This window comes from Desulfobacter hydrogenophilus, assembly GCF_004319545.1.
GTDB classification, from domain to species: Bacteria; Desulfobacterota; Desulfobacteria; order Desulfobacterales; family Desulfobacteraceae; genus Desulfobacter; species Desulfobacter hydrogenophilus.
Map to the genome: position 1 here is coordinate 3,422,659 of NZ_CP036313.1, position 18,336 is coordinate 3,440,994.

Annotated in this window: 20 protein-coding genes; 17 read left to right on the forward strand and 3 right to left on the reverse strand. The window is 45.3% G+C overall.

The genetic code is table 11. From position 1 onward, the window contains the following. Positions 1–224: 224 nt before the first annotated feature. The 15 genes from EYB58_RS15275 to EYB58_RS15340 all read left to right on the forward strand — a co-directional run bounded on the left by EYB58_RS15275 (position 225) and on the right by EYB58_RS15340 (position 13,713). Positions 225–3,251 (forward strand): FAD-dependent oxidoreductase, encoded by a 3,027-nt coding sequence (locus tag EYB58_RS15275; protein WP_111957384.1) that lies wholly within the window; start codon positions 225–227, stop codon positions 3,249–3,251. 3 nt (positions 3,252–3,254) lie between these two features. Next, positions 3,255–3,683 (forward strand): hydrogenase iron-sulfur subunit, encoded by a 429-nt coding sequence (locus tag EYB58_RS15280; protein WP_111957382.1) that lies wholly within the window; start codon positions 3,255–3,257, stop codon positions 3,681–3,683. 112 nt (positions 3,684–3,795) lie between these two features. Then, the gene (locus tag EYB58_RS15285; protein WP_111957380.1) at positions 3,796–4,485 is read left to right on the forward strand and encodes a methylenetetrahydrofolate reductase C-terminal domain-containing protein; all 690 of its coding nucleotides are present in this window, start codon (positions 3,796–3,798) and stop codon (positions 4,483–4,485) included. Next, complete coding sequence (locus tag EYB58_RS15290; RefSeq protein ID WP_111957378.1) at positions 4,485–5,408, forward strand: methylenetetrahydrofolate reductase; 924 nt, start codon at positions 4,485–4,487, stop codon at positions 5,406–5,408. Before EYB58_RS15285 ends, EYB58_RS15290 begins: the two co-directional genes overlap by 1 nt. 190 nt (positions 5,409–5,598) lie before the next feature. Continuing rightward, complete coding sequence (locus EYB58_RS15295) at positions 5,599–6,009, forward strand: iron-sulfur cluster assembly scaffold protein (RefSeq protein WP_111957376.1); 411 nt, start codon at positions 5,599–5,601, stop codon at positions 6,007–6,009. Between the two features lie 695 nt (positions 6,010–6,704). After that, positions 6,705–7,127, forward strand: coding sequence for a hypothetical protein (locus tag EYB58_RS23255; RefSeq protein ID WP_163354437.1), 423 nt, complete (start codon positions 6,705–6,707; stop codon positions 7,125–7,127). A 411-nt stretch (positions 7,128–7,538) separates the two neighbouring features. Continuing rightward, a complete protein-coding gene (locus tag EYB58_RS24075; protein WP_242637389.1) occupies positions 7,539–7,988 on the forward strand; it encodes a 4Fe-4S dicluster domain-containing protein in 450 nt (149 codons plus the stop codon). Between the two features lie 136 nt (positions 7,989–8,124). Continuing rightward, complete coding sequence (locus EYB58_RS24080) at positions 8,125–8,559, forward strand: hypothetical protein (RefSeq protein ID WP_242637390.1); 435 nt, start codon at positions 8,125–8,127, stop codon at positions 8,557–8,559. A gap of 63 nt (positions 8,560–8,622) precedes the next feature. After that, positions 8,623–8,958, forward strand: a complete 336-nt coding sequence (locus EYB58_RS15310) for a cytochrome c3 family protein (protein ID WP_163354435.1) — start codon at positions 8,623–8,625, stop codon at positions 8,956–8,958. A 374-nt stretch (positions 8,959–9,332) separates the two neighbouring features. Next, positions 9,333–9,719 (forward strand): hypothetical protein, encoded by a 387-nt coding sequence (locus EYB58_RS15315; RefSeq protein ID WP_111957372.1) that lies wholly within the window; start codon positions 9,333–9,335, stop codon positions 9,717–9,719. Positions 9,720–9,736: 17 nt separating this feature from the next. Continuing rightward, positions 9,737–10,438: a hydroxyacylglutathione hydrolase family protein gene (locus EYB58_RS15320; protein ID WP_111957370.1), complete on the forward strand. Its 702-nt coding sequence runs from the start codon at positions 9,737–9,739 to the stop codon at positions 10,436–10,438. A gap of 39 nt (positions 10,439–10,477) precedes the next feature. Beyond that, on the forward strand, positions 10,478–11,317 hold the full coding sequence (gene speD, locus EYB58_RS15325) for an adenosylmethionine decarboxylase (RefSeq protein WP_111957368.1): 840 nt from the start codon (positions 10,478–10,480) through the stop codon (positions 11,315–11,317). A 20-nt stretch (positions 11,318–11,337) separates the two neighbouring features. Further along, positions 11,338–12,210, forward strand: a complete 873-nt coding sequence (gene speE, locus EYB58_RS15330; protein WP_111957366.1) for a polyamine aminopropyltransferase — start codon at positions 11,338–11,340, stop codon at positions 12,208–12,210. Then, on the forward strand, positions 12,207–12,632 hold the full coding sequence (locus EYB58_RS15335) for a GNAT family N-acetyltransferase (RefSeq protein ID WP_111957364.1): 426 nt from the start codon (positions 12,207–12,209) through the stop codon (positions 12,630–12,632). The genes speE and EYB58_RS15335 overlap by 4 nt, the downstream gene beginning before the upstream one ends. A gap of 97 nt (positions 12,633–12,729) precedes the next feature. Next, positions 12,730–13,713 carry a DUF2156 domain-containing protein gene (locus tag EYB58_RS15340; protein ID WP_111957362.1) on the forward strand — a complete coding sequence of 328 codons (984 nt, stop codon included), beginning with the start codon at positions 12,730–12,732 and terminating at the stop codon, positions 13,711–13,713. A gap of 72 nt (positions 13,714–13,785) precedes the next feature. Here EYB58_RS15340 and EYB58_RS15345 read toward each other — a convergent pair whose 3' ends face one another. The 3 genes from EYB58_RS15345 to EYB58_RS15355 form a co-directional block, all read right to left on the reverse strand. Further along, positions 13,786–14,319: a C40 family peptidase gene (locus tag EYB58_RS15345; protein ID WP_111957360.1), complete on the reverse strand. Its 534-nt coding sequence runs from the start codon at positions 14,317–14,319 to the stop codon at positions 13,786–13,788. A gap of 156 nt (positions 14,320–14,475) precedes the next feature. After that, positions 14,476–14,829 carry a flagellar basal body rod C-terminal domain-containing protein gene (locus tag EYB58_RS15350; protein WP_111957358.1) on the reverse strand — a complete coding sequence of 118 codons (354 nt, stop codon included), beginning with the start codon at positions 14,827–14,829 and terminating at the stop codon, positions 14,476–14,478. A 76-nt stretch (positions 14,830–14,905) separates the two neighbouring features. Next, the gene (locus tag EYB58_RS15355) at positions 14,906–15,616 is read right to left on the reverse strand and encodes a putative metalloprotease CJM1_0395 family protein (protein ID WP_111957356.1); all 711 of its coding nucleotides are present in this window, start codon (positions 15,614–15,616) and stop codon (positions 14,906–14,908) included. Between the two features lie 242 nt (positions 15,617–15,858). Here EYB58_RS15355 and hisB point away from each other — a divergent pair, with 242 nt between their 5' ends. Both hisB and dnaG read left to right on the forward strand, forming a co-directional pair. Continuing rightward, a complete protein-coding gene (hisB, locus tag EYB58_RS15360; RefSeq protein ID WP_111957354.1) occupies positions 15,859–16,446 on the forward strand; it encodes an imidazoleglycerol-phosphate dehydratase HisB in 588 nt (195 codons plus the stop codon). Positions 16,447–16,545: 99 nt separating this feature from the next. Next, positions 16,546–18,327 (forward strand): DNA primase, encoded by a 1,782-nt coding sequence (gene dnaG, locus EYB58_RS15365; RefSeq protein ID WP_111957352.1) that lies wholly within the window; start codon positions 16,546–16,548, stop codon positions 18,325–18,327. Positions 18,328–18,336 lie beyond the last annotated feature (9 nt).

The following is an 18,336-nucleotide window of genomic DNA, read 5'->3' on the forward strand; positions in this document are numbered from 1 at the left end:
CAATAGTCCCTTTTGTGATACCCGCAGCCGACAATTTTATGACCATTTCGCTGTTACATCGTTGTCATACAGATATAAAGTTGTCTGCAGCGCTGTACAGCAGGGTATTGGCACAATCCGTTGATGATCTAGGCAAGAAAGCATCCATTGCCTGTTTTGTATTTGATACACGTTTACAGGAGATGGATACACATGGATATTAACTGATAACGTTAAGGTTACACATGCAAAAAATTAAACAAGATGAAAAACGCGTGCTCGTCATTGGCGGTGGCGTTGGCGGCATCAAGGCGGCCCTTGATCTTTCCGAGTCCCGGAAAAAGGTCCTGCTCATTGATTCCGACTATGCCATTGGTGGATTAATGACCCAGCTGGACCGCACTTTTCCAACCAACAATTGCGATTTGTGTACAGTTTCTCCTCATCTGTCCGCAACAACCAGGGAAAAGTTTCTTGAGGTCAGCACCATGACAGAGCTAACCAGCCTGTCCGGAGAGGCCGGTAATTTTACGGCCACATTAAAAACCGCTCCCCGATTCATTGACATTGATAAATGTACAGCCTGTGGTGAGTGTTTGAAAAAATTTCCAGAAGCCGTTCGGTTTAACCCGGGGCTTGACCCGAGGGCACCGACCTGTATGCGGTATCCCCAGGCTACACCCTATGCTTATTCCATTGATATGGAAAAGATAGATGATGTTGAGGCGCTTAAAGCTGTCTGTAAAGCCGGGGCCATTGTGCCCGATGACAGTGACCAGGAAATCCAGATCAATGTCGCATCCGTTGTCCTGAGTGTGGGCGCAGATATGTTTGATTCAAGTGTTCTGGATAATTACGGCGGCGGAACATTTGACAATGTGGTTCCCGGTCTTGAATATGAACGGATTATGTCCGCATCAGGACCTTTTCAAGGCAATCTGGTTAGAAAATCAGACCAGAAGCGGCCGAAGAAAGTGGCCTGGATCCAGTGTGTGGGCTCCAGAGGCATTAACCGAAACGACGTTTCCTATTGCTCAAGTGTATGCTGCATGTATGCCCTAAAAGAGGCTATGGTGACCAAGGAGCGTTTTGGTGATGATATTGAAACCACCATTTTCTTTATGGATATGCGGACTTTTGGTAAGGATTACGAGCAGTACTACAACCGCGCCAAAGAAGATTTCGGTATCCGTTTAATCCGCTGCAAGCCCCATACCGTCATTGAACTGCCTGATAAATCGCTTGAGATCACCTATGCCAGAGAAGAACTGTCAGCCATGGAAAAAGAGGAATTTGACATGGTTGTGCTCTCCACCGGTTTCAGACCCAGCCAGAAAACAATTGATCTGGCCGGAACACTCGGTATTGATTTAAACGAACACAATTTTGCCAAATCCGGTACCATCGATCCTGTGACAACCTCCAAAGACGGTGTGTATGTCTGCGGTGTTTTTGAAAGCCCCAAGGATATTCCCGAAACCATGGTCCAGGCGTCAGGTGCAGCCTCCATGGCTGGTATGGCCTTAGATAGTGAGGAGTGGGTTGATGAATCCGGCAGCCTTTATCCGCCACAAAGAGATGTTGACGGAGAAGATCCCAAAATCGGTTTCTTTGTTGTTGACTCTGACGGTGAAATCGGTCAGGCCCTGGATATTGATAAAATTTTGGAAAAGGCCAAAAATAATCCTGACGTGGCAGTGGCAGAAGCGTTTAAACTGAGCTGTTCCTTTGAGACCATGGAAAAGATTGAAAGCCTGATTAGAGAACAAGGCTTGAACCGTGTGGTTATTGGTTCCGGTTCTCCAAGGATTCAGGAAATCATGTTCCAGGATATGCTCAGACGCGCAGGGCTCAACCCCTACCTGCTTGAGATGGTTAACTTAAGAGACCAGAATGCTTGGGCACATAGTGACGCCCCGGCCAAATCCCTTGAAAAAGCCTTTAAGCTGGTTCAGATGGGTATCTCCGGTGTCAGAAAAGCAAAACCCCTGGCTGAAAATACATTTCCAACAAGTCAGAATGCACTTGTTGTGGGCGGCGGTGTAACCGGTATGACTTCTGCTCTTGAGTTGGCTGACCAGGGTACATTCACCTATCTTGTGGAAAAAGCCCAGGTACTTGGTGGCCAGGCTCTTAACCTGTCCCAAACCATCGAAGGTGATGATGTGGCAGCCTTTGTCAACGATCTTGTGGCCAAGGTCTCCGCTCATGATAACATCAAAATTTATACTGACGCTGTTATTGCAGATCACAACGGCGTGCCTGGCAATTTTTCCACCGGCATTAAACAAGTGGCCGCTGACGCCCATGTACTGGTTGATCATGGCATCACCATTCTTGCTACAGGCGCAAAACCCAACCGTCCGGCCGTGTATGGCTTAGGCGACCTTGACACGGTTATGACCCAGCTTGATCTTGACGCCATCCTTGAAAACGATGAAAGTAAAATCAAGGCCATGGAACAGGTGGTCATGATTCAGTGTGCCGGTTCCAGGGAGGCGGACAATCCCAATTGCTCACGGATTTGCTGTCAGGCAGCCGTTAAAAATGCCCTGCGCCTTCTGAAAGTCAATCCTGATATTGAAATTTTTGTCCTTTACAGGGATATCCGGACTTACGGGTTCCATGAAGATTATTACAAAATGGCCCGGGATAAAGGTGTGAAGTTCATTCGTTTTGACCTTGAGCACCGTCCGGTTGTCCGGGAAGAAGCGGGCAAGACTATTGTTCGTACCCATGATTTCATACTGGGACAGGACATTGAGATTGAAGCCGACTGCGTGGTTTTAAGCACCGGCATTGTTGCTAACGAGGAGACCAACAAAGAACTATGCAGTCTGTTCGATCTGCCCAAAACCGAAGACGGTTTTTTTCTGGAAGACCATGTGAAGCTCAAACCCGTTGACATGGCGCTTCATGGGTTCTTTTTGGCCGGTACGGCCCACTCTCCTAAGTTGATCCGTGAAAGCATCACCCAGGCCCATGCCGTTGCAGGCAGAGCCAGAACTATGTTGGCCAATAAAGAGATTACCCTGGGGGCTGCTTATGCCACGGTTGATCCGGTCAAGTGTGCGGTCTGCCTGATTTGTGTCAGAGCCTGTCCTTATGATGTTCCTTTTATAAATACTGAACGGCACTCAGAGATTGATCCGGCCAAGTGTCGCGGCTGCGGTATCTGTGTTGCCGAGTGTCCGGCTAAGGCCATTCAGTTAAGGACTTGGGAAGACGACCAGATACTGGCTAAACTTGATGGTTTATTTGAGAGGTTATAACTAATGAGTAATTTCGAGCCTGAAATCGTGGCCTTTTGCTGTCATTATTGTTCATATACCGCAGCAGATATGGCTGGCACCAGACGGATTTCTTATCCGTCCAATGTAAAAATTATACGTGTGCCCTGCACCGGCAAAGTGGACGCCATCCACCTGATGAAAGCCCTTGAAAAAGGGGCTGATGGCGTATATGTGGCGGGCTGCCTGGAAGGGGACTGCCATTTTAAAGACGGTAATCTGCATGCCGCAGCTCATGTGGAAAGCATCAAAAAAACCCTGGAAGATCTGGGTTGGGAGCCGGAGCGTGTGGCCATGATGAATTTTTCCGCAGGTATGGGTGAAGGTTTTGCCAAAGCTGCCGAAGAATTTACAGAAAAGATTAAAGCCCTAGGGCCAAGCCCGGCCAGTCAGGCAACAAGCAAAGCCGTTTAAAAAAGTGGTCAATGCAATTTTAATGATATGTTGCATATGCTTGTCTTGTCTACCATATGAAAGAGATTTAACGGGTTATTTTTTTTTATATAAAACTTTTGGAGATTAAAACATGATAACAGCAGAACAAAAACCCCTGCAGGAAATTCTCGGGTATATTGCGCCCTATGAAAAAATACTTGTGGTCGGCTGTAACGAATGTGTTACCGTTTGTGCAGCAGGCGGCAGAAAAGAGGTCGGTCTTCTGTCTTCTGCAATTCGGCTGAACAGCGCCAAAGAGGGAAAAAAAATAGAGGTTTTGGAACATACTCTGGAACGTCAGTGCGATCCGGAATATGTTGCACAGCTCGAAGAGCTGGCTGGCCAAGTGGACGCCATTGTTTCCATGGCCTGTGGCTGCGGCGTTCAAACCGTTGCTGCCAAGTATGCTATTCCGGTTTTTCCGGCAGTAAATACCACATTCATGGGCGCGTCCGAAAGCCAGGGCATCTGGGTCGAGCGCTGTATGGGTTGTGGTGACTGCATGCTGGGGATCACCGGCGGCATCTGTCCCGTTGTTCGTTGTGCAAAGAGCATAATGAACGGCCCCTGCGGCGGCTCGTCCAACGGAAAATGTGAAATTAGCCCGGATGTGGATTGTGCATGGCAATTGATCTGGAACCGTCTGGTTGAACTGGGCCTTCAGGATCGCTATGAAGACCTGGTTGCGGCAAAGGACTGGCGGCCTGCAGGAGGCGGCGGACCCAGAAAAATTATCCGGGAGGACTTGGCATCATCCAAAATTACGGAGGACAATGAATAATGAAAACTGAAAGCAGACTGGAAAAAGTACTGGCCTCAGGCCAGTTGGCGGTAACCTCTGAAGTGGGTCCTCCCAGAGGTTGCAATATTGACATTGTCAAAGAAAAAGCCAACATGATCAAGGATTATGTGGACGGCATCAATATCACTGACAATCAGACCGCCATGGTCAGAATGTCTTCCATTGCCGGCGGCGTCGTTATTAAACAGATGGGACTCGACCCCATTATTCAGATGGTCTCCCGAGACAGAAACCGGCTGGCCATGCAGGCTGATATTCTTGGTGCTTATGCACTTGGTTGCAACACTATGCTTTGCCTGTCCGGGGATCATCCCAAATTTGGCGACCATCCCATGGCAAAGCCCGTATATGACATTGACTCCATAAACATGATTAAAATGGTCAAAGATATGCGGGATGAAGGCAAGTTCCAGGGGGGAGCAGATATCACGGAACCGCCCAAAATGTTCATTGGTGCGGCTGCCAACCCCTTTGCCGATCCCTTTGAACTGCGTGTTATGCGGCTGGCCAAGAAAGTGGCTGCTGGCGTGGATTTCATCCAGACCCAGTGTATCTTTAACACAGCTAAGTTTGAAGAGTGGATGAAACAGGTGGTTGACCGTGGCCTGGATGAGAAAGTGGCGATCCTTGCCGGTATTACGCCCATGAAATCTCTTGGTATGGCCAAATACATGAAGAGCAAGGTACCCGGTATGGATATACCCGATGAGGTTATCGACCGTCTTGCCGGTGTGGATAAAGAAAAACAAGCCGAAGAAGGCATCAAGATGGCTATTGAGCAGATGCAACGCCTCAAGGAATGCAAAGGCGTAAAAGGTTTCCATATTATGGCCATTGAATGGGAACAAAAGGTCCCTGAGCTGGTCAAAGCTGCGGGGCTTTACCCCAGACCTGAGGTTTAAGCACAACCTACTGGTGTAGCTGTTTTTGCCGATACAAGGCAGACCGCTATATAGAATTATAAAATAAAAACAGACCGGGCAGAATTTATTGTCCGGTCTGTTTTTTATTTTATAGAAATATGGTATTTATATAGCATATGAAAACAAGGTTTATATAAAACAATAGATATAGTTCAAGGAGTTTTTTTTAATGGAAAGCCAGGATTTTTGGAACGTTCACTCTCTTACATTAATTGAAATGGCCTATGAAGCAGGTTCCAGAGAGCGGCTTGACAATCCCGATGGATACGGGGCCCGGACCGGGGTGTGTGGAGACAGTGTAGAGTTCTTTATCATGGTGGACGAAAATAATTGTTTAAGTTCCATTTCCTTTGACTTTGACGGTTGCGTATATACGGCAGCATGCTGCAATACCGTGGTCCGTTTGGCCCAGGGGCATGCCGTTGATAAAGCTTGGAATATTAGTGATGATATGGTCAAGGAGTATCTTCAGACCTTGCCCGAAGACCATTATCATTGCGCCGAGCTTTGTGTCGGTGCTTTTTATTTGGCATTGACAGATTACCAAAATAAAAGATCCATAAAAAAAGGTTGTAAATAGTTTTTTCGTAAATATAGCCTAAACAATATCTCATGTTTAGGCGCAAAGAAATAGTTTTAAAAAAAATTTCTATCAAATTGATTTTCACCTGGGCGCATGAAGATAGCCGCATAGGATCGAAGTTGTCGGATGCAAGGCGCATAAAAAATTAAAACTGGAGGCGGAGCCAATTCGCGATTGTGAGGCTGGATCGTATAATTGGTTAAATTCTTGTGAGACGCCGCAGATTGGTTACAATTCATCTAAAAATTCAATGTGTTCTATATTTTGAGTTCGGCCATGGCCGTTGTTCTAATCAAAGTGGGAGATCAAAATGAAAGACAAACAATCATGGGATTGGAGTACCTCGCTCAAAGAGATTGTATTTAAATAATTAGAATTGGAATACAAATAGGTGGAGGATTCTTGTATTTCAGCTGATGGACAGAGTCCCTGGCAAGTATTGTTAACATTGATAAGGCTGTCTTTGGTCTCTGTGTCAACGGGAACTTGTGGGAAGATGAATATGAAAAGGCATGGAGCCTGAAAGCATTACCTGATAAACGCTTGGCCGCCTGTGTATGCCAAAATGAGCAGTGGGTCTGGTCATAGACGGTGCGCTTTAGTCTAACCAGTTCGATTTTATCTGGGGTTTACGGTGGAATTCTGATGGGTCAAAGGTCAGTATTGCTTTTCAGCAGGACACGGAATATGGCATGGCTGTAAATGATGAACCCTGTGAAACGACTTTTGAAAGTATAACGGGGATGGCTTTAAGTGAAACGGGTGACGCTGCTGCCGTGGTTCTGGTGACATCCACGGCTGCAGCAGATGTGAACGCTTTTTCCCAGGGACTTTTTTCTGTGGCCAAAAGTGGTGTGCCGGGGAATGAACATTTTTTTAATATTTGGGATATTAATTATGATAGCAGTGGTAAAAACCTTACTTGGGCTATTAGACTTGATCGTCAGACCTATGGGGTGGCGGTGATCCATTGGTGCCTGGCTGATTCCTTTTTTTTCGGGATCTACCCGACAGCAACCTTTTTTTTACGGCATGTCCTATCTGCTTCATCTGCTTTTGTTTGCAGAACACATCTTCCTATCCGCCTACCTGGTGCTGGTGCAGGAAGCCTTTAATATCTCCTGGCTGTATTCGACGACCATATTGCAGATGCTTTGACCGCTATTGTTATTGCCGCTCTGGTATTTTTTTGCGGCCGCCGAATTATGGTACCTGACGTAAAATTTTTAACATCGCCACCAGATTTTTTGCTGATCGCCGTGGTGCTGTTGCCCTTTTTCACCGGATTTCTTGTTTATCATCAGTTCTTTGCATACAGATGGGTAACGATGGCTCATATTCTCTGTGCGGGGAGCTTCTGTTGATCATGATTCCGTTTTCACGGTTTTCCCATATGATGTTTGCCCCCTTCACCCGGGCCTATACCGGATCTGAGTTTGGTAATGTTCGGCACCCAAAGGATTGGTAATTATGCAACAATGGCGAAATACCTTTAGAGGAGATAATAATGCAGGATACCATTCCTAATGGAGACTAAAGATCAGAAAAAAAATATGGACCCAGCCGTAGAAGGTGGGCTCGAACGGCTTACTCAGGAGAAAATAGCCAAAGTGATCAACCCGGTGCTTCATGAAGAGACTGGAGCCCGGTTCAAGGCGTATGTTCAGACCTGCATGCGCTGCGGGCTTTGTTTCGATGCCTGCGCTTATTTCTTGTCCAATGACAGGGACCCAAGGTTTTCTCCTGCAGCCAAGGTTAAGCAGACCATCTGGGAAATGCTTGAGAAAAAAGGGCATGTGTCAAAGGATTTTTTGCGCAGAGCCTTACGCATTGCCCATCTGGAATACAATGTCTGCCGCAGATGTTCCATGTACTGTCCCTTTGGAATTGATATCGCATATCTTATGCTGCTGGTCCGGCGCATTTGTCACAAGCTTGAAATTACACCCCCCCCAGTATATACAGGATACGGTTAATTTCCATTCAGCCACCTCGAATCAAATGTGGGTCAAGGAGGGATGAATGGATTGACACGTTGCAGTGGCAGGAGGAAGATGCCAGGGATGAATTTAAAAATTTTCGCATCCCCCTGGATAAAAAGGCGCGGATATCATGTATTCTGTCATTGCGCCCGAACCAAAATTTCAGGCCGGTCTGATTTATCAGGCTGCGGTCATCATGCATGCCGCAGGAATAAACTGGACAATGCCCTCACGCCCGGGCTGGGGTAACTCCAATAGGGCCATGTACACAGGAAATAATGAAATTTCAGGCAGAATCACCAAAATCTTTTACGAGGCTACCGCAGATTTAAATGTCAAACGTATCGTCATGGGCGAGTGGGGTCATGCATTTCGTTCAATCTATGACGTGGGCAACAGATGGGTCTCATGGTCCATGCCGCCATTGGAGGTGGTCCATGCCATTGAATTTTACCATGAACTGTTCACCTCCGGCCGGATTAAAATAAAAGAAAAATTTAAGGTCATAATTGTCATTTCTGCTTTGAAGATTTCGTTCACTACTATGAGCTGGGCATGGACGTAAAATTTTTAAGCGACATTATTTTTGAAACCATGGATAAAAAGGCTTATGTGCCGGGAAAATAAAATGAAGATAAAGATTTTGATGATTACATGGCTACTTTTTATTTGTGGCGGGATCTCAATGGTATTTAGTTATCCGGCAGATGCCGGGGAGGATATTGTCCGCATGGACACTTCAGCATTTGACCGGCTGAGACGTCCTGCAGCGGTGTTTGATCACGATTCACATAATGAAGCTGCACAAATAGATGATTGTGCTGTTTGCCATCATGCATGGGAAAACGGGAAACTTGTGCCCGATGAATCCAGAGAGGATACGCCCTGTTCGGAAAGCCACGGTCTTATTGTCGGAGTGCAAAACCCAATGCCCTTAGCCAATGCTTTTCATGCCCAGTGCTGAAGCTGTCATGTGAAAAAAGGAAAGGGGCCCTTGCTTTGTGCAGAATGCCATAAGAAACAATGATTTGCTGCATTGGTTGGTATCGAACCAGCCATGTGAAATAAACGCTTAACTGTTGTATCGCCTCACCGTCAGGTTCTTTCAGACCTATTTTTCAGATCCGGGAAAACCTGTTTTTTTATGCCTGATTTAATTTTATGATTGAAAAAAAATAAAACCTTCTTTATCAAGCAATAGTAAAGTAGGACCGTATAGGCGCAATCATGTTGGACATTCTGTAATAGCCTGTCGAGATCAACATTATGGCGTTTGGGAATTTGACAATCATAAAACTATTATTAACATAGAAACTAATAAAATCCGGGGGATTGAATATGGCAAAAAAAATGACTATTTTTGATGCCGTTGAGGCGCTTGAGTTATATGACCTGTATGAAGATATTATTGACGCTTATGAAGCCGATTTTTATGCCCGGTCTGAAATGGAAGCTGATCTTAGGGATCTGATCGAAGAGCACGATGAAATCTATGAGTTTTCTGCAGATGAGGATGATGGTTATAATGAAAGCTTTGAACGTAATCTCAAAGAGGCCATCAGTATGATTTTTGATGATCACGGGCTTGATGTTCAGCTTGATGATCAATTCATGGATGAAGATGATATTGACGTGTATGATGATGAACCCATGGACAAAAGTCCGGGCCGAAATGAGGATGAAGGTACCTTTGAAGAAGATGTCGATGAAGATGAAATATTTTAAGATAAAGGACTGGGTGTTTGGATATTCAACAGTTTAAATACGGTGCGGACAATCTGGGTTATCTGGTTTACAGTGAAAATTCCTCTATTGCCATTGATCCCGGGGCCCCAGATGAGATGGTAAAATTTGCCTCAGAGAAAAAGATTCCCATTGATATTGTCACCAACACCCACACCCATGCCGACCACACCCAGGGAAACAATGCTCTTATTAAAATGACGAAAGCGCGTTTTATTGACTGTACAACGCTTTCACATGGTCAGGTTCTTGACCTGAAAAACGCAACCGGACTTGAGGTGATGCTGACACCCGGACATACAATGGAATCGCTTTGTTTCAAAGGGGGTGGCTTTATTGTAACCGGTGACACGTTGTTTAATGCCACGGTTGGTAATTGTTTTTCAGGCGACCTTGAAGCCTTTTTTAACTCTTTAAAGCAGTTGATGGCACTGCCGGGGGATACCCTGGTGTATGCCGGACACGATTATGTTCTTGACTCTTTGAAATATGCCAAAATTATTGAACCGGATAACCCGAATTTAAACGAGTACACGGCTGCATACAATCCGGACCATGTTGTTTCCCGTCTGTCTGATGAATTTAAGGTAAACCCCTATCTGCGTTTTAATACGTCATCCATAATTGAACGGCTTAAAGAAAAAAATCTGCCGAGAGAAACCCAATTTCAAAGGTTTTCCTCTGTTATGGAAGTGTTCTAACCGCGCTGTTAATTCTTATTCGGAGTACTTTTTAAAAAATTGCTTGATAAAAATAAAAAGCGGGCAGTCTATTGTCCTGATCCAAGTTTTGCCTTGGGTCGACATATTACCATCGAATACTACGATTGCGCATCCAATGTTCTGCTTGATAAGGACGGGGTTGAATCAATTCTGCTTAAAGCGGCCAGAGAAAGTGGGGCCACAATAATCAGCAGTTCCTTTCATCAGTTTGAACCCCAGGGCGTGTCCGGCGTGGTGATTATCGCAGAATCCCATTTTACGGTTCACGCCTGGCCCGAGCATAATTATGCGGCAGTAGATATTTTTACATGTGCGGACAATATTGATCTGGACACAGCTATTCATTCCATAGAAGCACAGCTTTCATCCCAGCGGGTCTTTATTTCCTCGGATCAAAATAGGGGGATACTGCAGCCTGGGTTTGGAGGTTGTACGCCAAACAGCGATGAAAAGGTGATGGATAGACGAACACTTCCCATAGCCTGGAAAAAAGTTTGCGAAAATGCACACCCCTGGGGAATGTCCACATCTGTTGACTTATATGACTGCAGTCCTGATAAGATAAAAGATCCGGACGCGATAAAAAATTTTGTGGGCCGGGTGTGTGGACAGCTTGGTATCGTCGATATAGAAAATGCACCTTTGGTTTATTATGATGAAACCGAAACCGCAGCTGGTTTTTCAATGAAACAATCCATTGAAACATCCGGGATATCCGGACATTTTGCCCATGCAACGAATGCGGCATACCTGGATATTTTTTCCTGCAATACATATGAGCCCCGTGAGTTGGCAGAATTTTCCCTGTCATATTTTCGGGGCAGCCACTACAAGATGCAGGTGGCTTTAAGACAATAGGTTGGGATAAAAATATATAAATGACAAATTCAGGTATTATACATAAAGGATGGTTTTCAGAAGTTTGCCCCATGTGGGAAGGCATTGCCGTTTCCCTGAAAGTAGATGAACTTCTTTACAGTAAAAAAAGCCGGTTCCAGCAGATTGATCTGTACCAGACCCTTTCCCACGGACGGATGCTGGTGCTTGACGGTATCATTCAGTTAACCGAGCGAGATGAGTTTAGTTATCAGGAAATGATGGCGCATCTGCCCCTGTTTTCACACCCTCACCCTGAAAATATACTTGTCATTGGTGGGGGGGATGGCGGCGTTTTGCGTGAGATTAATCGTCACAAGGATGTCCGCTTTATAGATTTTTGTGAAATTGATGAAGAGGTCATTAACGTTTCAAAACGGTTTTTGCCCTCCATTGCCTGTGGATTCGATGATCCCAGGGTTACTGTTCATATCAACGACGGGGCTGCTTTTGTCCGGGAACACCCTGGTTGTTATGATGTAATTATTGTTGACTCCTCGGACCCGGTTGGCCCTGGAGAAGTTTTGTTTGAAAATCAGTTCTACCAGGATTTAAAATATGCGCTTAAGCCCGGCGGCCTGATTGCCACCCAAGGTGAATCCTTTTTCCTACACCCTGACTGGGTTGAAAAATTGATGGGCATTACACGGTCTTTGTTCCCCATATATGCCTATGCAAACATTATTGTCCCCACATATACCGGTGGTCACATCTGTGTGTGCATGGGGTCTTTGGGGCCCAAACTCAGGGCGCCAGCGCGTTCAGTGCCCGAAGTACTTCAGTCTCAACTTAAATACTATAGTTCAGAAGTGCACCGTGCGGCCTTTGTGCTTCCCTATTTTGCAGAAAAAATGCTGAAAGGCAAAGGTATATGAGGACAGAAAAGCTTAAGGGGCTTGAGATAAAACTTGTGCACACAGTGCCTGTGGAGGAGTTTCAGGCCTTATACCAGGACGCCGGATGGTGGCAGGACGAGTATAAAATATCAGATGCCTTTTTGCGCCGGATTCCTGAAAAATCAGCATTGTTTGCGGGTGCTTTTTTGAAAAAAAAATTAATTGGAATGGGGCGGGCCCTTTCCGATCTGTGTAGTGATGCTTATATTCAAGATGTGGTCGTGCTGTCTGACTATCAAAAACTTGGTATCGGCAGCATGATTGTGACTTTTTTGATCCAGGAACTTAAAAAAAGGGAAGTGGACTGGATTGGATTAATCGGTGAGCCGGGAACACGTGCATTTTATGAAAATTTGGGATTCCGGCAGATGAGGGATTACATCCCCTTTAAACTTGAATAACTGACATGGGTTGACCTGAATGAATAGGCATTTAACCCAACAAGACGTGAAAGTCGCTTAGCAACTGAACTAACACTTTTATGGAAAAGGAAAAACAATGATATGTCATAGCCAACAACCAGCCGCCTACGATACGCCGCCAATAATCGGTAACAGTGCGGATGATCTGCAGACCGAACCAAGTATACTAAAGCCCGGGGAATTTGATCTGGGAACCCGTTCCCTGATACTTGATTTCCTGGGCCATTACCCACCCTGTTCATGTGAGTACAGCTTTGTCAATCTTTTTTGCTGGCAGAACCTGTATCGCTATTCATGGTTTTTTTATGAGAACAGCCTGGTTATTCATGACGATCGAAGCCAGACCCTGTTCATGCCCATAGGAGAGGACCTGGAGCCTGACGAATTGTTTGCGCTGTCCAAAAAGGCTGTTGCAGCAGGACTGTCTGGAAATATTGGACTGGTGCCGGAATCTTACGTGGCGATCTGGCCGGATATAGATCGTTATTTCAGTATTACATCTGACCGGGATGCGGCAGATTATGTTTATCTGACAGAGGACCTGGCAGAGTTAAAAGGTAATAAATTGCATAAGAAAAAAAATCTTATTTCCCAGTTTAAGCGGGCGTATCCGGCGCATTCTATAGTTCCCATAAATGAAGAGAATTGTAAGGATCTCATGCAGTTTGAACGTCGCCTGCTTGCCGGCATGCCTTCTATTTCCAGTTCTCTGGTTGAAGAATCCGATGCCATGACCATGGCCTTTTCCCACTGGAACGATCTGGGCTTAAGCGGACTGATACTGCTGGTTGAAGATGAAATAGCGGCTTTTGCTGTTTTCAGCCCCCTGTCCTCTGATACCTGGGATGTTCATTTTGAAAAAGCCGATGTTTCTTTCAAGGGTGCTGCCCAGATGATTAACTATGAGACTGCTAATTTTTTGGAAGGAACCGCACGATATATCAACCGGGAACAGGATCTTGGAATACCGGGATTACGCCAAGCCAAACTGTCATATGCCCCCCATGCGTTGATTGAACCATATTTTTTGGTGCCTAAGCTGGACTTAAGATCCCATTAGGGGTGTGTCATTTTGAAACGTATGTTTTTAATCTGCGGTCCTAAGGCAGAACGTGTTTGATTGATTCCAGGGTTATCCAGCGTCTTTTTTTAAAAAATTTCCGGCTTTAATGAAATGCTGTTTGAAGTAAATATTGTTCAATGAGGCGTGTTTCACCTTGCGCCCCCTGCCCGGTGCATGGACAAATAGCCCTTTGCCGATGTAAATCCCTACATGAACGCCCCCTCTTCTTCTGGGTACGGAAAAAAAAACCAGGTCTGCGGGTTTGATGTTTCGACGGGTAATTGATGTGCTCTTTTTGAACTGAGCTTTGGCTGTTCTTGGCACATGAATCCCGATTTTTTTGTAGGCATATACCACTAGCCCTGAGCAGTCAAACCCTTTGGGAGAAAGACCGCCCCAGCGATAGGGTTTACCCACGGCAGTCATGGCCGTCTGGATAATTGTCTGACGCGTTTTGCCGACAGGGGCTGTCCTGGCGATTTTAACTTTTGGTTCTGGTTGTGAGTCCGGCCGGGGGCTGTTTTTTTTATAAACAGGCTTATTAGATTGCCCGGGAAGTTCAGACTGATTCCTCGGGCTGTCCGGGGTCTTTACTTCAGGCATTCCGCAGCCAAAGCATATCAACACAACCAAAAAAAAGGTCCCAAGGGTTCGGTTTATGGACGTAAGCTTTAGCACAATGGAAAATGATCAATAAGTAGTAGTGGGATCATCCGCGTTTATCCGTGACGTGGGATGTTTTATTCCAAACCTGCCAGCTTATCCAATGGTGTCCAATAGGGTTCCGGTGATCTCATCATAGGCTTGAATCATTTTTGCGTTGGCATCGAAACCGTTCTGGACTTGAATTTGTACAATCATTTCCTCTGCAATGTCTGTATTGGATAATTCCTTTAAGGATCCGTCAGTTTTGAGGGGATCTTCAACCATAGGCGCGCTTGCTTGGGTTTCGGAAACGGAAGTTTGTACCTGTCCATTTTCAGCTTCGACATTATACGCTCTGTCCGCCTTAAACTCGTCTGACTGGGAGTTGGCAACATTATTTGAAGAGACCAACATCTGGTTTGAAAATGCCTGTAAAGCTGAAGCATTGCTTTGGACGGTCATATTCATGATTCTTACCCCTGGTTTGTAACAATATTATATCTAATAATATCAAAAATTTATCTTCATAACAATAGGCTTTTTTTCAGACAGCAATGTGGAATGAATTTTGGATATCCTGGTTGGGCATGCTGCCTGTTTTGGCATATGCATCGGAAACCTGTTGCCGGGTATAGTCGGATACTGCAGGCTCCATTTGGTTGGCCTGCTCATCTGCCACAAGCTGTGTGATTTCAGCCATGGCTTTTGCCGCCTGGGATGCAGCGTTGGATGCTACTTTTAAATCCTGGGAGGATGGGTCAGCAGGAGCCAGTGCTGCGGCACGCACCCGCCGCATTTTCTGTAATGTTGCCTCTGGATCTCCAGGCTCGGGAGATGTGTCAATACTAACCTCTCCGCCCACTGCATATTTTTCCCCGTCAGGGCCCTGCTGGTAAGAAAAGGTGGCACCAGAGGTAATGTATTCGCTGCCTGCGGCAATATGGGCCATTTCATGGGCCCGAACTTCAGAATCAACTTTTTTAAGTTTTTCAACGAGTAACTTCTCGTCCGGGGTAAGCACGGACTCTGTATCGGATTTTGATGGCTGGCCTTCTTTCTGCGCCGCCTCGTCTTCCTGGGTCAGGGAAACCGAATCGCCTTGTTCTTCACCGTCAGGTAGGGGAAGGGCTTGGCTGACCTGTGACTCCTGTGTCCAGGACCCGGAATCGGGGGACGCAGATATCAGATCAGAGCCCTGTTCAAGGGCGGACTGATATGTATAATAGCTGTTTATTTTTGCAGCCTGAATATCCATATTACTTCCCTTAAATGATATATTCTTTTAATATACCAATTATTTCTGAAATTTCAATTAAGTTGTTTAAATGTATACAGGTGATGGATTCGGCCTTGACAAATACTGGAAATGCGCGTATTTTAAAAGGATTCGTTATGACTTATTGCGTTACGCTGTGATAGGCTAAAAAAGAAAACAGAGAACCAGTTAACATACGGTTTTATAAAACAGATTTCTGCCGGTTTCAAGGAACTTTTTTTATGAGTCGACAAGCTGAGGTGTCAAGGCAGACCAAGGAAACCCGGATAAATATCCGGCTGAATCTGGACGGACAGGGAACTGCTGAGATCAGCACAGGCATTCCTTTTTTTGATCACATGCTTACCGCGTTTACAGTCCATGGTTTTTTTGATCTTCGAATTTCAGCCACAGGCGATCTTGACGTGGATTACCATCATACTGTAGAGGATACGGGGCTTGTCCTAGGGCAGGCGATCCAGCAGGCATTGTCTGAAAAAGGGGGTATCCATCGGTTTGGTGACGCAAGCGTTCCCATGGATGAATCCCTGTCCCGGGTCACCATTGATTTGTCCAACCGCCCTTATCTTGTTTACAATATTCCCGACCATTTAAAATCCCGTGGGGCTTTCGATGCGTATCTTGCCCGGGAATTCTTCCAGGCAGTTTGTGTCAAAGGCGGATTTAATCTGCATATTAATACTTTGTACGGTGAGAATGAGCATCACGTCCTTGAATCCATATTCAAGGCGTTTGGCCGGTCTTTGCATACTGCAACCCGTCCGATTTCTCAGGTATCAGGCGCATTGTCCACTAAGGGATGTTTATAGTCAATTGCACGCTTAGTTGTTGACAGGTTGTATTCACTGTTTATTCTAATTTTTTAAATTACTTAAAGATTTGAGATTTTGGAGCCTGTACCACCCCAAATGATGATCCCTGAAGAAAAAATTGCAGAAATTATAGCTGCCTCGGATATATTTGATATTGTCTCCGAGGCAGTTATTTTAAAAAAGTCAGGCAGAAATTTTTTTGGTCTGTGTCCCTTTCATTCCGAAAAGTCACCTTCTTTTTCCGTTAATCCTGATAAGCAGATTTTTCATTGTTTTGGGTGCGGTGTCGGTGGCAATGTCTTGTCATTTGTTATGAAATATCATGGGATCTCCTTTCCAGAAGCTGCAAGGATGCTGGCCAGAAAATACAACATTGTCATTGAGACCCAAAAAATGAGTCCGGAACAGCGCAAAGCCGTTCATACCCGGGAATCTCTTTTTCGTCTGAATAAGAGGGTGATGCAGGTATATGCAGGTTTTTTAAAGGATACTTTAAAGGGTGATTGTGCTAGGCAGTATCTTGAACGGCGGGGAACCAGTAAACAGATTATTGAGCAGTTTCAGCTTGGATACTCCCCTGATGCCTGGGATGCTATTGTTAATATTTTAAAAAAAGAGAAGGTTGCCAGAGGGGTTGCGGTCAGTTCCGGGTTGGTGCTGGAAAAAAAACAGAAAAATGGGTTTTACGACAGATTTCGAAACCGGCTGATGTTTCCTATTTTTGATATCAACATGCAAGTGGCCGGATTCGGCGGCCGGGTCATGGATGATAGCATGCCCAAATACATGAACTCTCCGGAAAGCCCGGTATACAGTAAAAGCCGTATCCTTTACGGATTGCATGCGGCAAAACAGGCGTGCCGCAGGCAGGGTCAGGTATTTATTGTGGAAGGTTATTTTGATTTTCTTTCCCTTTATCAGCATGGGATTAAAAATAGTGTGGCAAGCCTTGGTACAGCCTTAACCCGGGAACATGTCAGGATTCTTAAAGGCTATGCAACGACCATGACCTTGGTTTTTGATTCTGATGAAGCAGGCATAAAGGCGGCCAAAAGAAGCATTGATATTTTTGTTCAGGAGGGGATTGATACACGGATTCTGGTTCTTCCGGAAAACAATGATCCCGACTCCTATGTCATGGCCCATGGCGGGGATGCTTTTCTTAAGCTTGCAGATACTGCCAAGACAGTTATGCAGTTTCTGCTCCAGTTGGCCCTGGATACCTACGGTACTTCTGTTGAGGGGCGTATAAAAGTTTTGGATGAGATGAAGCGACACCTGGCGATGATTCAGGATTATGCCGTTCGTTCAATCTATGTTCGTGAACTTGCTGAGACACTGAACATTGATGAAAAGGCTGTTCTTGCAAAAGTAAAGAATGCTTATGAAAAGCAGGTAAACAGACAGGCCCGGGGCCCTTTGATTCCTGACGTTGATGACACTTCTAAAAGCGTTTTGGAATCAGATCCAAGGGAAAAACAGATCCTTTCCATGATGCTTCACTGGCCTGAACTGATTTCTGTGGCTGTGGAAAAAAAGGTGCTTCCTTCCTTTTATTCAAAGCAGCTTGAGCGGCTTGGCCGTTTAATCATTGACAACGGAACGAACACACAAAATATTGTGAGTGCGGTTATGGCCCGGGTTGAAACCGATGAAGATCGGCAGTTGATAGCATCCATGGCTATGGAAGATTATACCGGGGTTCAGGATTCGGCGCAAACGTTTGCTGTCTTGGTCAACCGGGTCATAAAAATAAAAAATAAAACAGACAGAGTGATTGTCAGTGAATTAACAAAAGCAAAAGAGGGCTGTGATGTTGATGTGATCGCGTTGCTCAAACTTAAACAGCAGCAGATTAGGCAGTTACATAACAGTTAACTTTAAGCC

Bases quoted from the DNA above. Each gene is read 5' to 3' on its own strand.
- EYB58_RS15275 (WP_111957384.1), top strand. From the start codon at position 225: ATGCAAAAAATTAAACAAGATGAAAAACGCGTGCTCGTCATTGGCGGT.
- EYB58_RS15280 (WP_111957382.1), top strand. From the start codon at position 3,255: ATGAGTAATTTCGAGCCTGAAATCGTGGCCTTTTGCTGTCATTATTGT.
- EYB58_RS15285 (WP_111957380.1), top strand. From the start codon at position 3,796: ATGATAACAGCAGAACAAAAACCCCTGCAGGAAATTCTCGGGTATATT.
- EYB58_RS15290 (WP_111957378.1), top strand. From the start codon at position 4,485: ATGAAAACTGAAAGCAGACTGGAAAAAGTACTGGCCTCAGGCCAGTTG.
- EYB58_RS15295 (WP_111957376.1), top strand. From the start codon at position 5,599: ATGGAAAGCCAGGATTTTTGGAACGTTCACTCTCTTACATTAATTGAA.
- EYB58_RS23255 (WP_163354437.1), top strand. From the start codon at position 6,705: ATGGCTGTAAATGATGAACCCTGTGAAACGACTTTTGAAAGTATAACG.
- EYB58_RS24075 (WP_242637389.1), top strand. From the start codon at position 7,539: ATGGAGACTAAAGATCAGAAAAAAAATATGGACCCAGCCGTAGAAGGT.
- EYB58_RS24080 (WP_242637390.1), top strand. From the start codon at position 8,125: ATGTATTCTGTCATTGCGCCCGAACCAAAATTTCAGGCCGGTCTGATT.
- EYB58_RS15310 (WP_163354435.1), top strand. From the start codon at position 8,623: ATGAAGATAAAGATTTTGATGATTACATGGCTACTTTTTATTTGTGGC.
- EYB58_RS15315 (WP_111957372.1), top strand. From the start codon at position 9,333: ATGGCAAAAAAAATGACTATTTTTGATGCCGTTGAGGCGCTTGAGTTA.
- speE (WP_111957366.1), top strand. From the start codon at position 11,338: ATGACAAATTCAGGTATTATACATAAAGGATGGTTTTCAGAAGTTTGC.
- EYB58_RS15335 (WP_111957364.1), top strand. From the start codon at position 12,207: ATGAGGACAGAAAAGCTTAAGGGGCTTGAGATAAAACTTGTGCACACA.
- EYB58_RS15340 (WP_111957362.1), top strand. From the start codon at position 12,730: ATGATATGTCATAGCCAACAACCAGCCGCCTACGATACGCCGCCAATA.
- EYB58_RS15345 (WP_111957360.1), bottom strand. From the start codon at position 14,319: ATGCCTGAAGTAAAGACCCCGGACAGCCCGAGGAATCAGTCTGAACTT.
- EYB58_RS15350 (WP_111957358.1), bottom strand. From the start codon at position 14,829: ATGAATATGACCGTCCAAAGCAATGCTTCAGCTTTACAGGCATTTTCA.
- EYB58_RS15355 (WP_111957356.1), bottom strand. From the start codon at position 15,616: ATGGATATTCAGGCTGCAAAAATAAACAGCTATTATACATATCAGTCC.
- hisB (WP_111957354.1), top strand. From the start codon at position 15,859: ATGAGTCGACAAGCTGAGGTGTCAAGGCAGACCAAGGAAACCCGGATA.
- dnaG (WP_111957352.1), top strand. From the start codon at position 16,546: ATGATGATCCCTGAAGAAAAAATTGCAGAAATTATAGCTGCCTCGGAT.